The sequence below is a fragment of the Hungatella sp. genome, from assembly GCF_046966825.1.
The window spans coordinates 155,876-176,864 of the sequence record NZ_JBKVCZ010000001.1; the positions used below are offsets into that span (position 1 = coordinate 155,876).

Annotated in this window: 27 protein-coding genes and 2 pseudogenes; 26 read left to right on the forward strand and 3 right to left on the reverse strand. The window is 54.4% G+C overall.

The window, feature by feature from the left end; genetic code table 11:
* The first annotated feature begins 1 nt into the window (after position 1).
* From ACLTD4_RS00775 to ACLTD4_RS00795, 5 genes are all read left to right on the forward strand, one after another.
* A complete protein-coding gene (locus ACLTD4_RS00775; protein ID WP_302820145.1) occupies positions 2-568 on the forward strand; it encodes a hypothetical protein in 567 nt (188 codons plus the stop codon).
* 104 nt (positions 569-672) lie between these two features.
* Entirely contained in the window at positions 673-1,305 is a 633-nt protein-coding gene (locus tag ACLTD4_RS00780) for a DUF6550 family protein (RefSeq protein WP_302820144.1), read from the forward strand.
* Positions 1,306-1,483: 178 nt separating this feature from the next.
* Positions 1,484-3,076 carry a hypothetical protein gene (locus ACLTD4_RS00785; RefSeq protein WP_302820152.1) on the forward strand — a complete coding sequence of 531 codons (1,593 nt, stop codon included), beginning with the start codon at positions 1,484-1,486 and terminating at the stop codon, positions 3,074-3,076.
* A 13-nt stretch (positions 3,077-3,089) separates the two neighbouring features.
* Positions 3,090-3,554, forward strand: a complete 465-nt coding sequence (locus ACLTD4_RS00790; RefSeq protein WP_302820143.1) for a hypothetical protein — start codon at positions 3,090-3,092, stop codon at positions 3,552-3,554.
* Between the two features lie 98 nt (positions 3,555-3,652).
* The gene (locus ACLTD4_RS00795; protein WP_302820142.1) at positions 3,653-3,988 is read left to right on the forward strand and encodes a DUF3852 domain-containing protein; all 336 of its coding nucleotides are present in this window, start codon (positions 3,653-3,655) and stop codon (positions 3,986-3,988) included.
* A gap of 88 nt (positions 3,989-4,076) precedes the next feature.
* On the opposite strand, the gene ACLTD4_RS00800 is transcribed toward ACLTD4_RS00795, so the two are convergent.
* Entirely contained in the window at positions 4,077-4,481 is a 405-nt protein-coding gene (locus ACLTD4_RS00800; protein ID WP_302820141.1) for a hypothetical protein, read from the reverse strand.
* Entirely contained in the window at positions 4,478-5,167 is a 690-nt protein-coding gene (locus ACLTD4_RS00805; protein ID WP_302820140.1) for a hypothetical protein, read from the reverse strand. Before ACLTD4_RS00805 ends, ACLTD4_RS00800 begins: the two co-directional genes overlap by 4 nt.
* 349 nt (positions 5,168-5,516) lie before the next feature.
* On the opposite strand from ACLTD4_RS00805, the gene ACLTD4_RS00810 reads away from it, so the two are divergent.
* The 13 genes and pseudogenes from ACLTD4_RS00810 to ACLTD4_RS00870 all read left to right on the forward strand — a co-directional run bounded on the left by ACLTD4_RS00810 (position 5,517) and on the right by ACLTD4_RS00870 (position 15,580).
* The gene (locus ACLTD4_RS00810) at positions 5,517-6,359 is read left to right on the forward strand and encodes a DUF4259 domain-containing protein (protein WP_302820139.1); all 843 of its coding nucleotides are present in this window, start codon (positions 5,517-5,519) and stop codon (positions 6,357-6,359) included.
* A 19-nt stretch (positions 6,360-6,378) separates the two neighbouring features.
* A complete protein-coding gene (locus ACLTD4_RS00815) occupies positions 6,379-6,807 on the forward strand; it encodes a hypothetical protein (protein ID WP_302820138.1) in 429 nt (142 codons plus the stop codon).
* Between the two features lie 110 nt (positions 6,808-6,917).
* Positions 6,918-7,820 (forward strand): conjugal transfer protein TrbL family protein, encoded by a 903-nt coding sequence (locus tag ACLTD4_RS00820; protein WP_302820137.1) that lies wholly within the window; start codon positions 6,918-6,920, stop codon positions 7,818-7,820.
* A gap of 16 nt (positions 7,821-7,836) precedes the next feature.
* Positions 7,837-8,211 carry a DUF4406 domain-containing protein gene (locus tag ACLTD4_RS00825; RefSeq protein WP_302820136.1) on the forward strand — a complete coding sequence of 125 codons (375 nt, stop codon included), beginning with the start codon at positions 7,837-7,839 and terminating at the stop codon, positions 8,209-8,211.
* Positions 8,205-9,446 (forward strand): annotated as a pseudogene (locus ACLTD4_RS00830) (DNA cytosine methyltransferase); the annotation flags it as partial. The gene ACLTD4_RS00825 and the pseudogene ACLTD4_RS00830, both read left to right, overlap by 7 nt.
* Positions 9,447-9,604: 158 nt before the next feature.
* Positions 9,605-10,411 (forward strand): annotated as a pseudogene (locus tag ACLTD4_RS00835) (DNA cytosine methyltransferase); the annotation flags it as partial.
* 124 nt (positions 10,412-10,535) lie between these two features.
* The gene (locus ACLTD4_RS00840; RefSeq protein ID WP_302820134.1) at positions 10,536-10,850 is read left to right on the forward strand and encodes a 4-oxalocrotonate tautomerase; all 315 of its coding nucleotides are present in this window, start codon (positions 10,536-10,538) and stop codon (positions 10,848-10,850) included.
* Positions 10,851-10,919: 69 nt separating this feature from the next.
* Positions 10,920-11,183 (forward strand): hypothetical protein, encoded by a 264-nt coding sequence (locus ACLTD4_RS00845; protein WP_302820133.1) that lies wholly within the window; start codon positions 10,920-10,922, stop codon positions 11,181-11,183.
* A complete protein-coding gene (locus ACLTD4_RS00850) occupies positions 11,180-11,773 on the forward strand; it encodes a hypothetical protein (RefSeq protein ID WP_302820132.1) in 594 nt (197 codons plus the stop codon). The genes ACLTD4_RS00845 and ACLTD4_RS00850 overlap by 4 nt, the downstream gene beginning before the upstream one ends.
* A gap of 57 nt (positions 11,774-11,830) precedes the next feature.
* On the forward strand, positions 11,831-12,046 hold the full coding sequence (locus tag ACLTD4_RS00855; RefSeq protein ID WP_302820131.1) for a hypothetical protein: 216 nt from the start codon (positions 11,831-11,833) through the stop codon (positions 12,044-12,046).
* Between the two features lie 68 nt (positions 12,047-12,114).
* Positions 12,115-13,944, forward strand: a complete 1,830-nt coding sequence (locus tag ACLTD4_RS00860) for a VirB4 family type IV secretion system protein (protein WP_302820130.1) — start codon at positions 12,115-12,117, stop codon at positions 13,942-13,944.
* An 18-nt stretch (positions 13,945-13,962) separates the two neighbouring features.
* Entirely contained in the window at positions 13,963-15,024 is a 1,062-nt protein-coding gene (locus ACLTD4_RS00865; RefSeq protein ID WP_302820129.1) for an amidoligase family protein, read from the forward strand.
* A 31-nt stretch (positions 15,025-15,055) separates the two neighbouring features.
* Positions 15,056-15,580 carry a gamma-glutamylcyclotransferase family protein gene (locus ACLTD4_RS00870; RefSeq protein WP_302820128.1) on the forward strand — a complete coding sequence of 175 codons (525 nt, stop codon included), beginning with the start codon at positions 15,056-15,058 and terminating at the stop codon, positions 15,578-15,580.
* A gap of 26 nt (positions 15,581-15,606) precedes the next feature.
* On the opposite strand, the gene ACLTD4_RS00875 is transcribed toward ACLTD4_RS00870, so the two are convergent.
* Positions 15,607-15,942 (reverse strand): helix-turn-helix domain-containing protein, encoded by a 336-nt coding sequence (locus tag ACLTD4_RS00875; RefSeq protein WP_302820127.1) that lies wholly within the window; start codon positions 15,940-15,942, stop codon positions 15,607-15,609.
* 138 nt (positions 15,943-16,080) lie between these two features.
* On the opposite strand from ACLTD4_RS00875, the gene ACLTD4_RS00880 reads away from it, so the two are divergent.
* From ACLTD4_RS00880 to ACLTD4_RS00915, 8 genes are all read left to right on the forward strand, one after another.
* Entirely contained in the window at positions 16,081-16,632 is a 552-nt protein-coding gene (locus ACLTD4_RS00880; RefSeq protein ID WP_302820126.1) for an SLOG family protein, read from the forward strand.
* A gap of 48 nt (positions 16,633-16,680) precedes the next feature.
* Complete coding sequence (locus ACLTD4_RS00885; protein ID WP_302820125.1) at positions 16,681-17,706, forward strand: C40 family peptidase; 1,026 nt, start codon at positions 16,681-16,683, stop codon at positions 17,704-17,706.
* Between the two features lie 72 nt (positions 17,707-17,778).
* A complete protein-coding gene (locus ACLTD4_RS00890; protein ID WP_302820124.1) occupies positions 17,779-18,054 on the forward strand; it encodes a hypothetical protein in 276 nt (91 codons plus the stop codon).
* 84 nt (positions 18,055-18,138) lie between these two features.
* Positions 18,139-18,972 carry a hypothetical protein gene (locus ACLTD4_RS00895; RefSeq protein ID WP_302820123.1) on the forward strand — a complete coding sequence of 278 codons (834 nt, stop codon included), beginning with the start codon at positions 18,139-18,141 and terminating at the stop codon, positions 18,970-18,972.
* 16 nt (positions 18,973-18,988) lie between these two features.
* Positions 18,989-19,264: a DUF6103 family protein gene (locus tag ACLTD4_RS00900; protein WP_302820122.1), complete on the forward strand. Its 276-nt coding sequence runs from the start codon at positions 18,989-18,991 to the stop codon at positions 19,262-19,264.
* Positions 19,265-19,644: 380 nt separating this feature from the next.
* Positions 19,645-20,061 (forward strand): hypothetical protein, encoded by a 417-nt coding sequence (locus ACLTD4_RS00905; RefSeq protein WP_289582761.1) that lies wholly within the window; start codon positions 19,645-19,647, stop codon positions 20,059-20,061.
* A 114-nt stretch (positions 20,062-20,175) separates the two neighbouring features.
* Entirely contained in the window at positions 20,176-20,664 is a 489-nt protein-coding gene (locus ACLTD4_RS00910; protein WP_302820121.1) for a PIN domain-containing protein, read from the forward strand.
* Positions 20,654-20,824, forward strand: a complete 171-nt coding sequence (locus tag ACLTD4_RS00915; RefSeq protein ID WP_302820120.1) for a hypothetical protein — start codon at positions 20,654-20,656, stop codon at positions 20,822-20,824. Before ACLTD4_RS00910 ends, ACLTD4_RS00915 begins: the two co-directional genes overlap by 11 nt.
* Positions 20,825-20,989: the final 165 nt, after the last annotated feature.

The window sequence follows — 20,989 nt, forward strand, 5'->3', positions numbered from 1 at the left end:
GATGCAGTTGGCTGAAAAAATCAGACAGATCATAAAAGACCGGCGGGGTGTGTCTTTCCCTCTGGTGATCGGCGTCACGCTGGCGCTTGTCATCCTCCTGTGCGGTTTAAGTGAATATTTCCGTCTCCAGATTATCGCGGCGGGGGTAAAGGAAGCGGTGGAGGACGCCATTATCTCCACGGTCAACGACAATTATGCCGGAGTTTACCACGGAGTACGCGAGGGCTATTCGGGCGGCTATCTGCCGGACGGTGATACTGGTTGGGAAACTGCGGTCAGCGAAAGCGATATCTATACTTACCTTGACAGCACCATCGGTACGGAATCGAGAGGCGGCAGACATATCAAATATGTTGGGGATTCCGGCGGGGCGATGGAATTCGCCGTGGACAGCCTGACGGTCACCATCCGCAATGCGCCGCTGGCGCCATCTGATCCCCAAAATGCCCAGCGGTTTGAGGCGGACGCTGTCATCCGGCTGGAGGCGCCGGTACGGTTTGGCGGCAGGCTCCTGCCCTCCATGCACATCACCCTGAAGGTGCAGGCCGGATATATCGAGGTGTTTTAAAAAACTTCGGGAAGAATCAGGGAAATCGCTGGACTTCTGAAAAAATGTATAGTATGTTGTGACGTAACAAGAGGAACCATCAACCGGAAAAGGAGGAATCCCATATGAAACTAACAGAGAAAACGAAGAAATATCTTGCCATTGGCGGCGGCGCGGTGATCTGCATCGGACTGATCGCAGCCATCAGCCTGCAGTTTGGAAAAGCTCCTGCAGGTGAGGACACGCTCCCGCAGAAAAGCCCCACATCCTCGGAGATTGTGGTCGATCCCAGCAGCCTCGCCACCCGCACGGATGAATCAGGCACGGAAGAAAAAGAAGAAACAACCACAGAAGAAAAAAAGGTGGTCGTTCAGCCGAACACGGAAGCGGCGACAGGCGGCGCGGAGTCCAGCCAGCCGGTGGATACCCGGCCGGCGCAGACCGACCAGACGGAGCAGAGCATCCAGCCGGAGGCCACCAAGCCCGCTGAACCCAGCGAGGAAGTGAAAAAGGATGCCACACAGAAGCCGGACGGAACCAGGGTGGATACCCCGCCCACGCCGGTGGAGCATGAAGAAGTTGTAACGCCTACCGAACCGGAGCCTGCGCCCGGTCAGCCTCAAGGCGGGGAAACCAATTCAGAGGGGCAGACTTATTTTCCGGGATTTGGCTGGGTAGATGGAACCGGGGACGCACAGGGGACAACGGCAAATGATATGTATGAAAATGGGAATAAAATAGGTGATATGGGCAATTAAATAACAGAACACGAAAAAAGGGTATGGTCTTTGGACTATGCCTTTTTATTTGGGAAGGAGGATGTGTTTGAAACAATTAAGAGGAATCCTCTTGGCCGCAATACTGTTTCTTTCTGTACTGCCGTGTCAGCCTGTCTATGCGGTAGGTGAAGGGAATGTGGATAACGGAGGCGGAGGAATGGGGCAGGGAACCAATTCCAACAAATGGACTCCGGGGAACGATGGTGTCAGGGTAACGGTAGTAAGGCTAAGCGATCACGCTGTTGTGACGGCTCCCATTGATTTAACAAATAAACACCCGGATGGATTGGGGCATTTTCAAAAGGTGTCTAAGCTGGAGTATACCAACGGAGCGGTCTTGTCTCCCAGCATGACTGGATATACTTATGTCAATCCGGCGCAGTCCCTGCCCAAAATCATGAGTTCGCAAAGTCTGGGACAGGCAAGCATTGCACAGATTAAGTCATACTTTACAGATGAACAGGTCATCCGCAGTATTGCAAATTTAACGGGGATGGATTTCAATGTATTAATCAATGGGGAATACCGGCTGTTAATAGAGCCTGTTGCCTATGTGACGTTTCAGGGAGTAAAAATTGCCATGACCGCCACGGAGGCGGCATTATACGATGAGCAGACAAGCGGGGCAGTCCGGTCCAGACTTCCGTCTGTAGCATTCCAGAACCTGCCCCTGGCTATGTTTTTGGAAGTGCCGGACTTAGGGTATCCAGCATGGGATGGCCCGACATCCGGAATCCGGTCTAACCACGAAGTCAAAACAGCTTTGGGATTGGGCGTGGTACGTTTTAATGAAGCACCCCCGGAAGCGCCGGAGGTCAGCGCCTTTGACTATGAGTACCGCACCAATACCGAGGTCATCACACCGGTCAATGTCAGCGGCGGACAGAGCGATCCGGACCATGCGGTGTCTGTCACCTTCAACGTTGCGGGCCGCAGCTATACGGTGGATAACGTCTATTATCCGGAGGGCGACAGCCAGCTCGCATGGATTCGCTGGACAACGCCGGATGAGCCGCAGACCATGACGATCACGGTACGCGTTCACGGCGGTGGTTCCGTGGGCAAAGGAACCATCAACGTGAATATCGTGGATTTGGATGAAAACCCACCGCCCGACCCCAATGCGGATGACCGGAACGACAGTTTTACAAGACCATCCGTACCGAACAATGCACAGGTCACTTCGGCAAGCTGGGGCGTCTGGAGGCCCTGGTGGTATGAATATTGGGTATGGCACAGCGGGGATGACGATGATGATGGTTATTGGTGCGACCACGGCTGGTGGGAATTTGATCTTGACCGCTACTCCGCCAGCCTAAGCGGATCCATGCATATTACGCCGGATGAAAAGGCTCCAACGGCCAGCGGCAGAACCCTGAAATCCGGGTACGGAATCAATGAAAAGGTCACCACCCGTGTCAGCACCAGCCAAAGTTCGGCGGTCACGGCGGCGCAGAATGCGGTCACCTACTTCCCGGAGTTTCAGTATCAAGGCTTCTGGCGATTGCTCGACCGGATGGGCGGCGGCTATAACATGACTCATGAATTCAAAGAAAACCGTTACAGCACCTACAACCGGCGAACGCATTTCCTGCCCATTTGGTATCCGGACGGCAGCTACACGCCTTATACCTGGCTGATAGATTGCTGGACCCCTGCCGGGATGCTTTCCATGAACCTCACCGACTCAGTGACAGTCAGCGGCAACCTGTGGAGCGACTGGCATATCGCGCCGCAGAATCCGGACTAAGGAGGTATCTCAAATGTCTTATGAACGGATTGCCAGACCGGAGGGAAGCCTGTATCACTACACCAAACGTGACCATCTGGACAGCATCCTGCGGGATGGGCGTATCCGGCGTATGGGCGATACCGAGTGCTGGTTCTGTACCTCGCTCGAAGATACCCTGACGCTGATGCGGAATACGGTGATGATGGAGGGCAAGCCCTACTTTGGGCTTGGCGGTGTGCTGAAGCATTACCCCGCCTTTGTGCCGGAGGATTATGTGATCCTCAAACTGGAGCCGCGCTTTCAGAGCGGCGATTGGGTGCGCTGGAATCAGGAATTTCCACCCGGCGCGCCACCAGAACTTCTGGAGGCGGGGCGGGTGTTCAGCCGCCTGAAGGCAGGGTACCGCGGCGATCTGAAATTCCGGGAGCATCCGGAAATCATAGAGGTGGCGCCGCTTCTTTTGGAGCAATCTCCACAGCATAGTCTGACCATGTAACAATTTAACAGCAGAAAAAGAACAAGGGCTGCAAGACCGGTTCCCCGGCTTCGCGGTCTTTTCTTTTTCACAACCCGTAAAATGAAGGGAGAAATCAAATGAAAATGAAACGAATTGCTCTGTGTGCCTGTGCGGCCGCTCTGACGGCCTGCGTGTTCTGTGTGCCTGCCTATGCGGCTTCCGGGGATGTGGCCGGCGCCATCGAAGGGACATGGACAACGGCATCCCAGCAGATCAAGACCGTGGTGGACAACGTGGTGTTTCCCGCCATCGACCTGATCCTTGCCGTGTTTTTCTTTGCCAAGCTCGGCACGGCGTACTTTGATTACAGGAAGCACGGCCAGTTTGAATGGGCGGCTCCGGCCATCCTGTTTGCCTGCCTTGTGTTTACCCTGACGGCCCCGCTTTATGTGTGGCAGATACTTGGGATGTAGTGGTATAGAGGAATCACAAGGTTTTTCAGGAACCGTAAAACAGGAGCAGCACCCAAAACGGATGCTGCCCCTGCGGTTCTGTTCCCGATTAAAGAAAGCCTTCAATCTCTATCTCAAACTTATCATACAGAAAATCAAGCAGTTCAGCGGCAGTTGGCACGTCCCCTTTTTTACGGATCCGTTCCCAATACTTCCTGCTTTCGGAGGCAAGCCCCTCCGCGATGCAGCCGTCAAGAATGTTTGACAGTTCCTCTGTTTCCATGCCGGAGCGTTCCGCCATGTGCCGTAACACCGTTTCACCGCTGAACCGCAGTCCCTGCATATGGGATTTGCTGTAGGCCAGCCGGATGGTGCGAAGGGCATTCTCCCGGATTCGCCGTACTTGGGAAACGGTAAGGCCCTCCGCATCAGCCGCCTTTGTATACTTCTTAAGATAATAGCATTTCAAGAGGATATCAATCTGCTCCTTTGTAAGGTATTCACGGCCCTTCATGTGTGCGGTTCCTCCCAGCTTCCGGGCATTGCATCCAGCAGGAGCTGGAACATCTGCCTGTTGGTTTCCGGGTCGCGGGAGGCCAGACTGAGGGCCAGATCATAGGCAAGTCCCTGGGTAAAGGAACGGGCCGCCGGCGCGGTCAAAAAGCGCTGCTGAAGCAGTTTATTGAGTTCCTCCATGCAGGATTCGCCAGCCAGCCGGGAAATCTGTTCATAAAGGCTCCGGAAGCGCACCATGTCATCCACGCCTGTAAGATCGCTTTCCAGCTCTTTGATAAACAGGGAGGTGTAATATTCCATGATATCATCCGCCAGAAAAAACAGGAGCAGGCTTGAGTTCGTGCGCTTCTCCTGAAAAGACAGGGCGTCTTTTTGCTGTTCGTATACCTCCCGTATTCTCTGGTATAGAGGGTGCTGCTGTCCGGCTTCCGCGCCATCCATTACCTGATACAGCAGCTTTTGAATTTCGCCGCCCATTTCTGTTCCCTGAAGGGCGGCGTCCAGGGAAACCCCGGCGCTGATCCCCTCAAAAAAGAGAGTGAGGTAGTTATCCAGCAGATATCCCTGTCTGCCAAGCCGCAGGCGGATCTGTTTCGCCAGCCTGAAAAGCGGCCGCAGGGCATCCGCACAAGCCCCGTCCTCCGGGCAGCCGTAAAAGCTGCCCCTGTGTTGAAAAATATTCATCGTATCCCGACCTTTCCTTAAATGGTCGGGAATTTCCCGTATCGTCAAAAGCGCATACAAAGGCGAAGGCTGTAAGCCGTACCCATGCACGCGCTGCATTTATTTCTTGTAACACCATAACAAATACAGTATAATAATCTTGTTGTGGCGCTGTTTTTGCGGTTGTGCCGGGTGCTGAAGCCACCTTGGCGCAGGACTGGTGTGTTGCAAGCGCACCAGTCTGCCATGACGTTTTTTATTGTCGGGGAAACCCCGCCAGTTGTATGTAAACTCTGAATACAGATATTGTCAAGTCAAGTCTTCCGGATATGGAGGGCTTATTTTTTATGAGAAAAAGGAGGAAAAACCAATGGGATGTTGGGGAATTACCGCGTTTGAATCGGACGCGGGACTGGATGCCGTGGGGCTGATCAGAAAAAATCTGCCGGAGGACGGCAGGCTGGAGCTTGAAAAACTGATTGCGGAATTAAAGAGGGACAGTTGGAACGCACCGCCGGATGTATGTGACGGGCAGTCCCACACCAGCCCGATGGCGCTGGCAGAGATTATGGTAAAATTTCTTGACCGGGATATGGACGGTCTGGATTACGGGGAAGAATGGGCGGCGCAGGATAAGAAGTTCAGCGCCGTCACTTCTTTTTCCGCATCCAAAGAATCGGTTCAATGGCTCCGTGACTACATCTCCGATACGCTGCGGTATGCAAAGGAGAACGCAGAGTTTCAAGCGGAACAGGGCGAAAACCGGGGCGGCTGGTTTGAGGAAAAGGACTGGGTCGGCTGGCAGGAGCATATGGAGGGTCTGGCCGGCCGCCTTGATGTGCTTCTTGCCTCTCCCGAAAACCGCATCGAACTGATCCCAACGCAGGAACAGGAAAACAGCCCCATAAAAACAGAAAATAACAATACGGTTTCGGGCATGAAAAGTAAGTTTTTTGAGGAAGTATCAAGGCTGGCTGAAGCAAAGGGTTTTGAAGATAAAGGCGTGGAGCATGGCCTGCTGCAGCTTTACCTGAAGGGAAAACTGGCAGCCCAGGTAGATGAATCAGGTTCGATGCTTTACACACCGTATAAGGAAGTGTTTGATCTTATGGACGATGTTAATGATGCCCGGCAAAGAATCAGCGAAGTGAAGTATGCAGAGGGAAACGAACCGCCTGCCCCGGCAGACTGGAAACTGGGGCAGACGCTGTGAAAAGGAGGGAATTCAAAGGATGACTTTTTTTGAACAGGAGCTGCAAAAGCTCTTTGGCCATGACGCGGTGTTCGCGGACACGCGGTTCGTGGGCAACGCCTGTTATGGCAGGCTGACCGACAATATCCGGGTCAAAATCAATTTCCAGACCGGCGGGACCGCCGGCCATTACGACCGGCTGAAAGTAACGCTTCTCAACCGGAACGAAGGGCCAATCGACAGCATGGTACTGCGATTTCAGGATTTATGGGGGATCAAACAGACCAGCAACCCCAACTTCCGGGAGGGAGTCAGCCCTTATATCTGGGATGACTATGGAAAAACTGGCTGGTATGTTTACAAGCCAACGAAAACCGATTACAGGCAGCTCTCCGAGGCGGTTGGAACCTATTTGTCGGTGTTTCAGGAGCCGGTACAGGAGCAGCAGATGGGGCAGAAAATGTACTGATACTCCGGCTGCTGTTTTTCTGTTGCAGTCTTTACAAACGTGGCGCGTATTTTCTCCACGGACACAACAGAATGGGGAATTCCAATCAAGGAAGGAAGTGAGAAGAAAACGTGTTTATATGGGACTTTGTCGCCGACACCGTACTGGGCCAGATCATCGATTGGATTTACGGCCAAATCGTAGGGTTCCTCGGCGACTTTTTTATGCAGATGGGCAACATGGGGGCTGATCTGTTCGAGATGGGCTGGGTACAGTCCATCGTGTTATTTTTCTCCTATCTGGCATGGGCGCTCTATGCGACCGGCCTTGTGGTGTCGGCCTTTGAATGCGGCATTGAATACCAGACCGGGCGCGGCAGCGTGAAGGAAAGCGCCTTAAACGCCATCAAGGGATTTATGGCGGTCAGCCTGTTCACCACGGTGCCGGTGGAACTGTATAAACTCTGCGTATCCCTGCAGGGCAGCTTTACGGCGGGGATTACCGGTCTGGGAACAGACTTCGGTACGGTGGCCTCGGAAATCATGGCTTCGCTGCAGGACGCGGGGACATGGGAACAGGCGGCATCCTCCGGGGTGTTGGGCGGTTTGGGAAGCATCACCAGCCCCATCCTCATGATTTTTATCCTGATTATGATGGGCTATGCGGTTATCAAGGTGTTCTTTGCCAACTTAAAACGCGGCGGCATCCTGCTGATCCAGATTGCGGTGGGCAGCCTGTATATGTTCAGCGTCCCGCGAGGGTATATCGATGGCTTCGTGAGCTGGTGCAAACAGGTCATCGGCCTGTGCCTGACCACGTTCCTGCAGGCAACCATACTGATTGCCGGACTGATGGTGGTAAAGGATCATGCCCTGCTGGGATTGGGGCTGATGCTCTCCTCCGGAGAAATCCCGCGCATCGCCGGACAGTTCGGTCTGGATACCGGCACGCGGGCCAACGTGATGGGAGCCGTGTACGCGGCGCAGGGAGCGGTCAACCTGACGCGGACCATCGTGCAGACGGTGGCAAAATAAGAAGGAGGGCAACTAAATGGGCAGTAATAAACTGGTGTATATCGCATCCCCCTATGCCGGGGATGTGGAAGAAAATGTGGCTTTTGCCAAGGCGGCCTGCCGCTATGCGATGGAACAGGACGTCACCCCGGTGGCGGTCCACCTGCTCTATCCGCAAATGCTTGCGGACCATATCCCGGCAGAGCGCGAGGCCGGAATCCGGATGGGGATGCGGGTGCTGGAAGCCTGTGACGAATTGTGGCTGTGCGGCAGCCGGATGTCACAAGGGATGCGGGCCGAACTGGCGGCGGCACAGCGGCTCGGCATTCCGGCGCGGAGGATTGCGGATATCCCACAGGAAACACCGGGACCGCAGCCGGAACCGCGGCGCGGCATGGTGATGCAATGCTGACGCTTGGGAGCCTGTTCGATGGGATTGGAGGGTTTCCGTTAGCAGGCACTCACAACGGGATCACGCCGGTATGGGCAAGCGAGATTGAAGCCTTTCCCATCGAAGTGACAAAAATCCGGTTTCCGGACATGGAACACGTGGGGGATATTACGAAACTAAAAGGAGGGGAGCTGCCTCCTGTGGATGTCATCTGCGGCGGCTCGCCCTGCCAGGATTTATCCGTGGCCGGGCAGCGCCGGGGGCTTGCGGGGGAACGCTCCGGCCTGTTCATGGAGCAGGTAAGGATTGTGAAAGAAATGAGGGATGCGGATGAACGAAGAAACCTACCAGATCACCTTGTCCGACCTCGATACCTCGTTTGGGAAAATGTCCCCGGAGCCTTCTCCTCCGCAAACGGGGAGGACTTCCGGGCGGTACTCGAAGAAATCGCCCGCATTAAGGACAACGCCTGTCATGTGCCTCGACCTGACTCCGGGCGCTGGGAACCTGCTGGGGCTGCCATACTGGGAGATGAATTCAGCATGGCTTGGAGGGTCCTCGACGCTCAGTTCTGGGGAGTCGCCCAGCGACGCAAGAGAATCTTCCTTGTCGCGGATTTTGGAGGACTCACCGCTCCCGAAATATTATTTAAGCAGGACGGCCTGCCTGGGGATACTGCGCAGGGCCGAGGCGAGGGGCAAGGAGCTGCCGCCCCAGCTCAGGGAGGCGCTGATGCTCCAGGCGGGGCTTGCCTGACGCCCTGGGATGTGCAGAGCCGCCGCATCTTTGAGGAAAGCGGCACATGGCCCGCCCTGTATGGCGGCGAAGGGGGCGGGCATGGATATATAAAAACAGAGAAAAAAACAAAGGAAATTTTTGCTTTTCACATCAATCAGCGAGAGGAAACCATTGATTTGGGCGGCGTTTCCGGCGCTCTGCTTGCCACCCGCAATATGCAGATGCAAACCTTTATCGCGGAGCAGGAAAAGACCCCTATGCTGTGCCTGAATGACCAGGGAGGGGACCGTATGGATATCACGGAGGAAGTCACATCCACCCTGCGCGCCGGTATGGGCGGGCATCCTCCCCTGGTTGCACAGCCCAACTGGGATACCCAGCAGAGCGGAGTGTTCACGCCGGCTGGTGTCTCTCCCATGCTTGCCGGGGCGGACGGGGGCGGCGGCAGGAATCCGGCAGGGATTCTGTTTGCGGCAGGCGTGGTGAGCAAGGGGGATGGCGATTGTTTTCTTACGCCGGAGGTACACCTTCTCTTACCAGCGGCGGCGGTCAGGCCGGACAGGGGTATCCCTGTGTGTTTACAGCCGGGTTCTGCGGAAACGCCGGCGCGGATGCCAGAGGGATCGGGTTCCAGCCGGAATGCTCCCCCACGCTGAAAACAGGGACAGCCCCATCGGTGCTGTGCTTAAACGATCAGGGCGGCAGGGCGATGGCGTGTTCAGAGGATGTGGCCGGAACGCTCCGGGCGCAGGAACATGGGCATCAGCCGCTGGTTATGGCAACCCAGCAGGGCGGCGCGGAGATTGGCGTGGGGATCTGTCCGACCATCACGGCGGCCGCCGGGATGAGCGGCAACAACCAGCCGGTGCTGTATGAAAACCATGGCATTGATTCCCGCTATACCGGTCCGCATCCGGTGGCGCCGACCATGTCCGCCCGGTATGGGACAGGGGGAAATAACGTGCCGCTTATTGCACAGGAATCGGAGAGCTTCTGCATTGCGGGGAATATCATAGACCGTCAGCCGGAAAACGGAAGCAACGGGTTTGGGTATCAGGCGGATCTTGCCTATACCCTGACCGGAATGGACCGCCACGCGGTGTTCTCCCGCCAGAGAAACGATGAGTTCCGTGAAAATGATGTGACGGCAACCCAGAGCGCGCGCCAGTATAAAGACGCCACGGATTTAATCAGCCAGCCTTATCAGGAGGTGGTGGGGACGTTATGCCGGGACGATGGAAAAGGGATCAATAATCAGTATGTGGGGCAGGATAAATGTGTGGTGGAGCAAAAGAACCTGATCCGCCGCCTGACGCCGCTGGAATGCGAGCGGCTGCAGGGCTTCCCCGACCACTGGACGGACATTCCCGGCGCATCGGACAGCGCCCGTTACAAGGCGCTGGGGAACAGCGTGGCGATTCCGTGCGTGGACTTTGTCCTGCATGGAATCGCTTATTTTCTGCGGAAAATCAGGGAGGGATGACTGTCATGTAACATTGGTACATCTGCTTCCCTTTGGAAAGAATTCTTGTTGGGTATCGTCATAGCTATTCCCTCACATTGCCGGTATACTTGGCTTGTAAAATCAAGAGAAAGGAAACGGGCATATGGAAAAACGAAAAAACCTCTGCGCCATGATCCCGGAATCCCTGCACACGCAGGCGCGGACGGAGCAGGAAACACTGGAACTGACACTGAGCCAGTATGTCGAGATGGTGTTAAAAGAACACTTTGAAAAGGGAGGGAAAACGATGGATGGCAAGACAAGGACGCTGGCGTTTCAGGTATCGGAGGAACTTTTCGGGAAGATTAAGGAACATCTGAAAAAGACCGGACTGAGCCAGAAAGACTTCGTGATCGGCCTGATTGAGCAGGCGCTGACCGAAGCGGAGGCCGCTGATACCACAAAGGAAAGTGAGTAAAATAAACAACAACCATTAAACTGCCGAAGCCCTGGAGCCTCGGCGGTTTTTACTTGGAGGTGAACTGTTTTGTATATTTACCCTGACAATTTAAAATCCAGGGCCACGCTGTGGCTTTGGCAGCTTAAGGACATCGGCATCATCGGCGTGTGTGCGGTGGTGTCCATTCTGGCGCTGACGCAGGCGGGGTTCTTCCCGCCCATCGTCCTGACGGCGGTGTTTGCCTTTCTGACGATCCGCTTTGAGGATACCAGCATTCTGGATTTTATCCGGTATGCCTGCGCTTTCTTTTTTACCAGACAGCAGTTCTACGAATGGAGGTATACGGAATGAGCAGAAAGACAGAGAAAAAACAAGCCCGCGAAAAAGCCTCCACCCGCCAGCTCATCGGCGCGGAGGCTGTCACGGAGTACAGCCTGGTCACCCACGGGCATGGCGAACTGGTGTATTTCATCGTCAAGCCCTCGAACATCTCCGTGCTTTCCGAGGCCAGCGTGGGGGCGCGGATCTATGCCCTGATGACGGTGCTGAAGGGCGTGGCTGAGATCGAGATGCTGTGCTTAAACAGCCGGGAGAGCTTCGAGGACAACAAGCGGTTCCTCCGCTCCCGCATGGAGCAGGAGGACAATCCCGTGGTGCGCAGGCTCCTTGAAAAAGACCAGACACACCTTGACCGGATACAGGTGCAGATGGCGACCGCCCGTGAGTTCCTGATTATGATCCGCCTGAAGGAGGAAAAGGAATCCGAAGTATTCCCCTACCTTTCCCGGATTGAAAAGTCGCTCAAGGAGCAGGGCTTCTCCGTAAAGCGGGCGGACCGGGAGGACATCAAGCGCATCCTCGCCGTGTATTACGAGCAGAACGTGACCACGGAAAAGTTCGAGGATTTCGATGGGGAACGCTGGATCATCCCGGAGGATTAGCACTTCCCTTGTGCGCCGGTCTGTGGTAATGTTGTGTCCGAAAGGACGGGATGGCCTATGGATTATAAGGAACTGCAGCGTAAAAAAACATTGCTGCAGCAGAGAAAAGCCGCAATGCCGAAGGAACTGCTGGCGCATATGGAGCAGGAATTTGAGAATCAGTTTACCTATGATTCTCTGGCATTGTCCGGCAGTACCCTGACGCGGGAGGAAATAAAAGCAATCCTCGCGGACGAGCGCCAGAGGGAAAATACAGAAAAAGAAACAGAATAATCACAAGCAGGCATCGGACACATCAGGTTCCGGTGCTTTCTTTTTGCCCGAAAGAAGGAGGTATCCATTTGAAAAGAGCAAAATCCGCCCCTGCGGCGGCTGCGGAGGATGTGCGTATCCAGGAGTTTCTGGACATGATCGCGCCCTCCGTCATCAAGTTTGAAACCGACCATTTCATCTGCGGCAACACGTACCGCTGCGTTTGGGCATTGCGGGAATATCCGACCGCCACCGATGAGCAGGCCATCCTCTCCCACCTTGGGGAAAAAGACGGCGTCACCCTGCGGATCTACACCCGCCATGTCACCCCGGTGGAGGAAAAGAAAATCATCAGCAACGCCGCCAATAAAAACCGCATGGACAGGAGCAACACCAACGACCTGCAGCAGACGGTACTGGCGGAATCCAATCTGCAGGACGTGACCACCATTGTGGCGCAGATGCACCGGAACCGGGAGCCGCTGCTACACGCGGCGGTTTATCTGGAGCTGTGCGCCCATGACTTCGATCAGCTTAAACTCCTGCAGACCGAGGTGCTGACGGAGCTGATCCGCTCCAAGTTAAATGTTGACCGGCTCATGCTGCGCCAGCAGCAGGGCTTCCAGTGCGTGATGCCTACCGGATGGAACCTGTTCCGGGATCAGTTTGAGCGCGTCCTGCCTGCCAGCAGTGTGGCAAATCTGTATCCGTTCAATTACAGCGGCAAGACCGACCCACAAGGGTTTTATATCGGGCGGGACAAATTCGGCAGCAACGTGCTGGTGGACTTTAACCGCCGTGCCGATGACAAGACCAACGCCAATATCCTGATCCTCGGCAACAGCGGCCAGGGCAAGAGCTATCTGCTAAAGCTCCTGCTGACCAACCTGCGGGAATCCGGGATGAAAATCCTTTGCTTAGACCCCGAAATGGAGTACGAGGATCTGACGGACAACCTTGGAGGCTGCTTCATCGACCTGATGGGCGGCGAATATCTCATCAACCCTTTAGAGCCGAAAACATGGGATGACTCCGGCAGCCCGGAGGATTTAGACGCTCCCCAGACCTTCCGTATCCGTTCCCGGCTCTCCCAGCACATCAGTTTTTTGAAGGATTTTTTCCGCACCTATAAGGATTTCACCGACCGGGAGATCGATGTGATTGAAATCATGCTCCAGAAGCTGTACGCCAAATGGGGCGTCAGCGACCGGAGCGACTTCGACCGGCTGGAGCCGGAGGATTACCCGATCCTGTCCGATCTGTACGCTTTCATAGAAGCCGAGTATAAGGCATTTGACGAGGATAAGCGCCAGCTTTATACCGCCGAAATGCTACAGAACATCCTGCTGGGCTTAAACTCCATGTGCGTGGGCGCGGAGAGTAAATTCTTTAACGGCCATACCAACATCACGGATTCCAGCTTTGTGACCTTTGGCGTAAAGGGGCTGCTGCAGGCCAGCAAAAGCCTGAAAAATGCCCTGCTGTTTAACGTGCTGTCCTTCATGAGCGATGAACTTTTAACCGAAGGGAACACCGCAGCCAGCCTGGATGAATTTTATCTGTTCCTCTCCAACCTGACTGCCGTGGAATATGTCCGCAACTTCATGAAGCGTGTCCGCAAGAAGGACTCGGCGGTCATTATCGCCAGCCAGAATCTGGAGGACTTTAATCTGGACGGCGTCCGGGAGTACACCAAGCCCCTGTTCTCCATCCCCACGCACCAGTTCCTGTTCAACGCGGGCAACATTGACGCGAAGTTTTACACGGACACCCTGCAGCTTGAGGACAGCGAGTACAGCCTGATTCGCTATCCCCAGCGCGGCGTGTGCCTCTACAAATGCGGCAACGAACGCTACAACCTGATGGTGAACGCCCCAGAATATAAGGCGAAGCTGTTCGGTAAGGCGGGCGGCAGATAAGGAGGGAGGCGACTGTGCATGGATTTAAAAGACCAACGCTTCGGCATTGAGATTGAGATGACCGGCATCACAAGGGAGCGGGCGGCCGGGGTTGCCGCTGAATATTTTGGGACTGCCGCGCGTTATCTTGGAACTTATTATGACACTTACACCGCTCTGGACAGCCAGGGACGCCAATGGAAATTTATGAGCGATTCCAGCATTTCCGCACAACGGAAGGACGGAAGCCGCAAGGTTGCCGCCAGCGGCGAATACCGAACCGAGATGGTCAGCCCGATTTGCCGGTATGAGGATATCGCGCCGATTCAGGAGATTATCCGCAAGCTGAAAGAGGCCGGAGCCATCACCAACACAAGCTGCGGCATCCATGTGCATATCGATGCCTCCCCCTTTGACGCCCGGACGCTGCGCAACATCACGAACATCATGGCCTCCAAGGAGGATCTGATCTATAAGGCGCTGGGCGTTTCCGTGGCTCGTCAGGACCGCTGGTGCCAGCCGGTGGAGCAGCGGTTCCTTGACCAGTTAAACGCCCGCAGGCCGAGAACCATGCAGGATGTGGAGCGGATCTGGTATGACGGGGAGAGCCGCAGTGATGAACATTATGACAGCAGTCGCTACCACTGCCTGAACCTGCACTCTGTCTTCCAGAAAGGTACGGTGGAGTTTCGTCTGTTCAACGGTACGCTCCACGCGGGCAAGATTAAGGCGTACATCCAGTTCTGCCTCGCCATTGGGGCGCAGGCGCTGAACCAGAGCTGCGCCAGCCGGAGGAAAACCCAGACCACCAATGAAAAATATACCTTCCGCACATGGCTGCTGCGGCTGGGTCTAAACGGCGATGAATTTGCCACCGCCCGCCAGCATCTGCTGGCCAACCTGCCCGGATGCATCGCATGGCGCGACCCGGCGCAGGCGGAAGCACAGAAGGAGCGGTTAAGGCAGAAAAGAGAAAAGGAACGGGAGCAGGCGCGGCTGGCGCAAACCGCCGCAGAAGCCGCCCCGCAGGAACAGACAACCGGACAGACAGAACAGGCCGGGGTTTCCGAAGAAGCCCCGGCCTTTGTCATGCGGATGTAAATCCGCATGAAGCATTGAGAAGGAGGAAATCATGGGAAGAAAACCCACGCTTTATATTGCCTATGGCAGTAACCTGAATCTGCCGCAGATGGCACTGCGCTGCCCCACCGCCGAGGTGGTGGGCAAGAGTGAACTGAAGGATTATGAGCTGCTGTTCCGTGGAGGCCGCCGGGGCGCGGTCGCCACGGTGGAACCCAAGGAGGGCAGCTCCGTCCCCGTGCTTCTCTGGAAAATCCGGAAGCAGGACGAGGCATCCCTCGACCGCTATGAGGGCTATCCCAACTTTTATGACAAGCAGATGATGGATGTGGAACTGGATGGCAGGACGGTATCCGCGATGGTGTACATCATGACACCCGGCCATGAGTTTGGCATCCCCTCGGATTATTATGCCGATGTGATCTGGCAGGGCTATGAATCGGCGGGCTTTGATACGCAGGTATTGGAGGATGCCATCAACAAAGCCTATGACCTGACATTTGGACAGGGGCCGCAGCATGACGAAGGCAGCCAGCAGTCACTGTTTAACATGGGCGGCTGGGATCAGATAAAATAAAAAACCGCATCTTTTTCAGATACGGCTTACCGGTTGGACAACTGTATGGATTTCACATAGGCGGCCAGCAGTTCCTCTACATGGGGAATGTATTCCGGAGAAAGACCGGAAAGCATGGCGTTGATTGCTGTCAGGTTCCCCTGCTCTTCTATGCCAAACAGGATGTAATCGGCGGACGTCCCCAACGCCCTGCAAAGTTTGATGAGGGATTCCGCTGTGAAGCTGCCGCTGCCAAGTTCAATCGTCCCAATAAAAGAACTGGCAAGCTCCGCTTTTTCCGCAAGCGCTTCGCGGGAATATCCAAGGGTTTCACGGCATTTCCTGATCCTGCCTCCAATCTCTACGTTAAGCTGTTTCTTCAAACCATCACCGCCCTTCATCCTCTATAGGGATAGTTTATCCTACTCGATGGAATATAAACATCATTGATACAGGTTGAAAAATAACCTTAATCAAGTATAATTAGTATCATCAAAAGAGGACAAAGGAGAAAAGAAACGATGGAGATACAGACGGCTTGTTGTTTTACCGGGCATCGCCCGGAGCGGCTTCCGTTTCGATATGAGGAACAGCATCCGGACTGCCTGCGGCTGAAAGAACTGCTCCGGCAGGAAATTGTGCGTTTGATTGTTGAGGAAGGAGTCACCCGGTTTATTACCGGGATGGCGCTGGGAATCGACCAGATCTGTGCGGAACTGGTGCTGGAACTAAAAGAAACCTATCCGCAGGTGACGCTGGAATGCGCCATTCCTTATGAGGAACAGGCGGCGAAATGGACGATTCCCCAGCGTGACCGGTACTTTGATATCATCGTCCGGAGTGATACGGCAAGCCAGCTTCAAGGGACATACAGCAGGGACTGCATGAAAAGACGGAACCGCTATATGGTGGAAAAAAGCGGCCATGTGCTGGCGGTATGGGACGGCGCGGCCCGCGGCGGAACCGGGCAGACCGTCCGCTATGCCAGAGAATTGGGCAGGGAGATGGCCATCATCCACCCGGTAACACTGGAAATCATCAGAGAAAAGAAAACAGAACCGGCGCGGAAATAAGCCTCTTTTCCGGGGGCTTACTTTAAGCGCCCGAAAGGAGGAACGCCTATGGGAGCACCCGCCGCCGTGCTGGCGGTGAAAGCCGCCCTTGCCGCGGCAACGGATAAACGCTCATGGACGGCCATCGCTTCAGTAGTAGCCGCCATCCTGATCCCGTTTATATTAATCCTTGTGGTTCTTTTGAGCGCCCTGTCCGGCACAGCAGACCACAACAATGCCGCCGTGGATTTGACATTCAACGGCGGCTATTTATCTTCCCGGCTCCCCGCCGACTACCGGATGTACATCGAAAAGATGCGGGAGAGCTTCGCCGAACTGGATGCGGCTATTGCTGAAATGAATGGTATGGCCGAAGATGGAGAGGTGGACGCCTACCGGATAAAATCCATTTTTTATTCTCTGTTCTTCGGCGCGGATCAGCCCCGGATGAACGATGGGGACTATCGCCGGTTCGCCGACTGCTTCGTGGCCTACGAGGAACGGGAGGATGAGGACGGCGAAACCTATACCGTGGCCATTCCCATCACAGACCTTGAAACGGTGTACGGGAACCTTTCCTCCGTGCTTGGGAGGACGATCACCGCAGAGAATAAATCCAATGCGAACCGGATCTATCTGCTGGCGCTGTACGGCCCAGCCGCTGTTCCGGGCGGAGGGAACGGCCTGCCGCCCGGCGTTTCTATGGGGGATGGCAGCTTCGCGGCGCTGATGGCGGAGGCCACAAAGTATATCGGGTCCCCCTATGTGTGGGGCGGCTCCAGCCCATCCACCTCGTTTGACTGTTCCGGCTATGTGTGCTGGGTTTATACGCATTCCGGCGTTTACAGCCTGCCGCGCACCACAGCGACCGGCATCTATGACCAGTGCTCCCTTGTGCCGAAAGCAGAAATGCAGCCGGGAGATCTGCTCTTTTTTACCCGCACCTATGCCTCTCCGGGACCGGTGAGCCACGTTGGGATCTATGTCGGGGGCGGGCAGATGCTTCACGCGGGCAATCCCATAGGCTACGCAGATATCAATTCCGCTTACTGGACTGAACATTTCTATGCCGTGGGCAGACTGCCTGCAGGCTGATCTTTGGTACATTGTGGTATCGACTTTACACGGTGTGTGTAGTATGTTCTGTCGCGGAAGGAGGTGAAAGCGATGGATCAACTGGAGGAGATGGCGGCAGAGCTTCTGGCGGAGCATATCCGGGTCATACGGGAAGCCTTTGCAAAAGGACAGTCTGAGAACTGGCAGAAAAAAGAAGCGGCCCATATGGAACGGATGGATGCCATCCTGAATTCCCTGCCGGATGCAGATCGGGAATATCTGGATAATTATCTGGCCGATGGTATCCTGGCATCAGAGGACGAATGCACCAATGTCTATCTGGCGGGTTTCAAAGACGGCATAAAGCTGTTTAAAAGTCTGTTATAAGAGATTGAACCAGTGGCAGACCGCCGCAGTATGACGGCGGCTGTTGCTGTTCCCATAGAAATGAAGATATAAGGAGGCGGATCAATGACAGAAAAAAGAAAAGAAACCCTGCTCTATCAGGCGCTCGGCTCTATCAGCCAGATTGAAAGTGGCCCCGGCTTATACGATTGTCTGCATAACTGTGTAGGCATGACCAACGCCGAGATTAAAGAAGCAGGCTATGAACTGGAGGAATACTACCAGAGCGATACGCCGGAGCAACTGGCCGCCGCCAGCGGCCAGCGGTACATTACGCTGGAGGAACTGGAGCGGCAGGCCCGCAAGGCCGTGGAGTTTATCATACAGGACGGTACCGAAAATACTACAAGCGGAAACTGGATACTGCCCTTTGATGGACTGGAACAACAGAGCGGATTGTGTGTGGAGGATGCGTCATTTTTTCAGCAGCTCATCAGAAATATGCTGTGCGAACGTCCGGAGGCAGCGGATCTGTCTATTGATGAAAATGGCTTTGATGTGACCTGTTATCTCGATTTCTGCCGGAACTTTGAACCGGAAACGGAGGCTGTGCAGACAGACGTCTCCCGGCAGAAGCTCCGTGAACTGATCTGTACGCCGCTGGCTGATGTTCACCTCGTCCATAAGGAGGTGGACATCGACCCGGCCACCATTGTGGAGCTGTCTGCGAACACTCTGACTGATGCCGGGAAGCAGGCATGGGCCGATGTGCTGGAGGCAAAGGTGTGCCGGATTTATGGGGGAGCCTACGGGCTGCAGGTGGAACTGAAGGGCGTGAAGCCTTCCCGTCTGCAGGACTTCTCCACCATGCTGGCGGGTTACTGTTCTGAAGAAAGCTATGAAAAGTGGGTGGCACAGACGGAAGAAGTCCCGGCGCAGTCACCCGATATGAAGCTGTGAAAAGGAGGATTTTCCGATGAAGAATACCACGCTGACCCTGTCGTTTAACACCGAAAAGCTGGATGCGCTGACCTTCCACATGGGCAAAAAGGATGCCGACCTGCAGGGCGAGCTGAACGATACCATTCAGAAGCTCTATGAAAAGTATGTGCCACAGGCCACCCGTGAGTACATCGATGACAAGGTGAGCCGCGATGCTGAAGCAAAAGACCGTCCTCGGAGACCGGCCAGACCTGCACCCCTTCCGGCTGATACTGCTGCGCCGGAGGGATCGGATAAGTGCATCGGATAAAAAGCCAGCAACTCCCCCGTGTCCGCCCCTGTGACGCCCCGTGTGGGCTTTTTCCGGGCAGGGTGGCATCCATGTACCCCTGCGGCTGGTTTCGCCAGCGTTGGGGCGCGTGTGGCTGCTCTCCGAAAAAAGGCTGAAAAGCCTTGCTGCGGCTGGATTTCCGGTGGTTTTAGCAGGGTCGAAATGTGTGCAGGTTAAAGGGGTTATGCTGCTTTCGCAGCCTAACCCCGGAAAACACCGCCCGGCAAAGCCGTGCGGAGGAAGATGTTTGAATACCTTTTTGTTAAGTTGGGTAAATCCTTATGCCAGACAGCGAATAAAAGTCCGATTGTCAGGCATTTTCTGTGAACAACGAAACTATTACGAGGAAGGAGGTCAAGATGACAGGAGAAAAGCCTTCCATGCGGCGCATTGGGATTTATGTGGAGCAGGAAACCCTGGACTGGTGCGACAGTCTGCTGCTAAAGGCCAATGTGCGTTCACGGAACGAGTTTGTGGGTGAGGCACTGCGGTTTTACTGCGGTTATCTCACATCGCAGCAGAGTGAAAACTATCTGCTGCAATCACTGTCCTCTGTCATGGCAGGAACAGTGCAGGACAGCGAGAACCGGATTGCCCGGATGGATTTTAAAATCGCTGTGGAGCTTAGTAAGCTGTCACAGGTCATCGCTTACACCCACGAAGTTGGTGAGGAAGCTCTCCACAAGCTGCATTTGAAATGTGTGGATGAGGTCAAACGCATTAATGGCGCAATTAATTTTGAGAACGCATACAAATATCAAAAACGCCAAAGCTAAAGCTAAAGATAAAGCGATTCGGTATTCTGATTCTGTCCATCAGAAAATTTAATGACTAAAACCGCACTGTGTGGTATAGTTTTAATATATAAAACGTTGTGGAGGAGGGAGCATATGCGAAAACTGAAGGTTTATCTGGATACCTCCGTGGTCAGCTATCTGTATCAGGAGGATGCGCCGGAAAAAATGCAGGACACCCTGTCACTATGGGAGCTTTTCCGGCAGGAGCGTTACGATGTATGCCTGTCGGATATTGTATTTGATGAGATTGGCGGATGCAGGCCTGAAAAGTTAAACCGGCTTCTGGATTATCTTGAGCAGATTGATTACGAGCTTATCCAGACCGATGAAGAAACCGTGTCACTGGCTGAAAAATTTATTGACTTTGGTATTCTGAAACAAAAAAGTTTTGATGACTGCCATCACATTGCGGCGGCAATTCTGGCAGGCTGCGATATTGTCATATCCTGGAATTTTAAACACATCGTCAATGTAAAAACGGTCAGGGGTGTGAAAACCATTACTACGCTGGAAGGATACAAGGACCTTTTAATTTATCCGCCGTCTGTATTGCTGGAAGGAGATGAAGAAGATGAAACCTGAAGTCAGTGAAAAATTTACAGTTGAGGATATCCGTAAAATACGGGAGTATAATTCCCTGCGCCACGTAAAAATGTCTCCGAAAGAAATCATAGAGGATACAAGAAAAGGCGCACAGCCCGTGCTTCGGATGTTGGAGGACAGGAAATTGTCAAAAGTATAGAGTATCTGTGTTGAGCGGCTGAAATATGCCGCTCTTTTTGTTTGCGCGCCATGGGCGCGCTCTAACGGGTGAAAGTCCCGAACACGCCTAGGCAACGAGGAAGTGTATAGCCGAACAGCAAGGGTGTCCATCGTGAGGTGGAATCTGAAGGAAGCTGTAAGCAAA

Excerpts from the sequence above, each read along its gene's own strand:
- ACLTD4_RS00865 (WP_302820129.1), top strand. The coding sequence starts at position 13,963 with ATGGATTTAAAAGACCAACGCTTCGGCATTGAGATTGAGATGACCGGC.
- ACLTD4_RS00910 (WP_302820121.1), top strand. The coding sequence starts at position 20,176 with ATGCGAAAACTGAAGGTTTATCTGGATACCTCCGTGGTCAGCTATCTG.
- ACLTD4_RS00900 (WP_302820122.1), top strand. The coding sequence starts at position 18,989 with ATGAAGAATACCACGCTGACCCTGTCGTTTAACACCGAAAAGCTGGAT.
- ACLTD4_RS00895 (WP_302820123.1), top strand. The coding sequence starts at position 18,139 with ATGACAGAAAAAAGAAAAGAAACCCTGCTCTATCAGGCGCTCGGCTCT.
- ACLTD4_RS00775 (WP_302820145.1), top strand. The coding sequence starts at position 2 with ATGCAGTTGGCTGAAAAAATCAGACAGATCATAAAAGACCGGCGGGGT.
- ACLTD4_RS00840 (WP_302820134.1), top strand. The coding sequence starts at position 10,536 with ATGGAAAAACGAAAAAACCTCTGCGCCATGATCCCGGAATCCCTGCAC.
- ACLTD4_RS00780 (WP_302820144.1), top strand. The coding sequence starts at position 673 with ATGAAACTAACAGAGAAAACGAAGAAATATCTTGCCATTGGCGGCGGC.
- ACLTD4_RS00850 (WP_302820132.1), top strand. The coding sequence starts at position 11,180 with ATGAGCAGAAAGACAGAGAAAAAACAAGCCCGCGAAAAAGCCTCCACC.
- ACLTD4_RS00825 (WP_302820136.1), top strand. The coding sequence starts at position 7,837 with ATGGGCAGTAATAAACTGGTGTATATCGCATCCCCCTATGCCGGGGAT.
- ACLTD4_RS00885 (WP_302820125.1), top strand. The coding sequence starts at position 16,681 with ATGGGAGCACCCGCCGCCGTGCTGGCGGTGAAAGCCGCCCTTGCCGCG.
- ACLTD4_RS00915 (WP_302820120.1), top strand. The coding sequence starts at position 20,654 with ATGAAACCTGAAGTCAGTGAAAAATTTACAGTTGAGGATATCCGTAAA.
- ACLTD4_RS00890 (WP_302820124.1), top strand. The coding sequence starts at position 17,779 with ATGGATCAACTGGAGGAGATGGCGGCAGAGCTTCTGGCGGAGCATATC.
- ACLTD4_RS00795 (WP_302820142.1), top strand. The coding sequence starts at position 3,653 with ATGAAAATGAAACGAATTGCTCTGTGTGCCTGTGCGGCCGCTCTGACG.
- ACLTD4_RS00815 (WP_302820138.1), top strand. The coding sequence starts at position 6,379 with ATGACTTTTTTTGAACAGGAGCTGCAAAAGCTCTTTGGCCATGACGCG.
- ACLTD4_RS00880 (WP_302820126.1), top strand. The coding sequence starts at position 16,081 with ATGGAGATACAGACGGCTTGTTGTTTTACCGGGCATCGCCCGGAGCGG.
- ACLTD4_RS00790 (WP_302820143.1), top strand. The coding sequence starts at position 3,090 with ATGTCTTATGAACGGATTGCCAGACCGGAGGGAAGCCTGTATCACTAC.
- ACLTD4_RS00785 (WP_302820152.1), top strand. The coding sequence starts at position 1,484 with ATGGGGCAGGGAACCAATTCCAACAAATGGACTCCGGGGAACGATGGT.
- ACLTD4_RS00870 (WP_302820128.1), top strand. The coding sequence starts at position 15,056 with ATGGGAAGAAAACCCACGCTTTATATTGCCTATGGCAGTAACCTGAAT.
- ACLTD4_RS00855 (WP_302820131.1), top strand. The coding sequence starts at position 11,831 with ATGGATTATAAGGAACTGCAGCGTAAAAAAACATTGCTGCAGCAGAGA.
- ACLTD4_RS00800 (WP_302820141.1), bottom strand. The coding sequence starts at position 4,481 with ATGAAGGGCCGTGAATACCTTACAAAGGAGCAGATTGATATCCTCTTG.
- ACLTD4_RS00810 (WP_302820139.1), top strand. The coding sequence starts at position 5,517 with ATGGGATGTTGGGGAATTACCGCGTTTGAATCGGACGCGGGACTGGAT.
- ACLTD4_RS00805 (WP_302820140.1), bottom strand. The coding sequence starts at position 5,167 with ATGAATATTTTTCAACACAGGGGCAGCTTTTACGGCTGCCCGGAGGAC.
- ACLTD4_RS00905 (WP_289582761.1), top strand. The coding sequence starts at position 19,645 with ATGACAGGAGAAAAGCCTTCCATGCGGCGCATTGGGATTTATGTGGAG.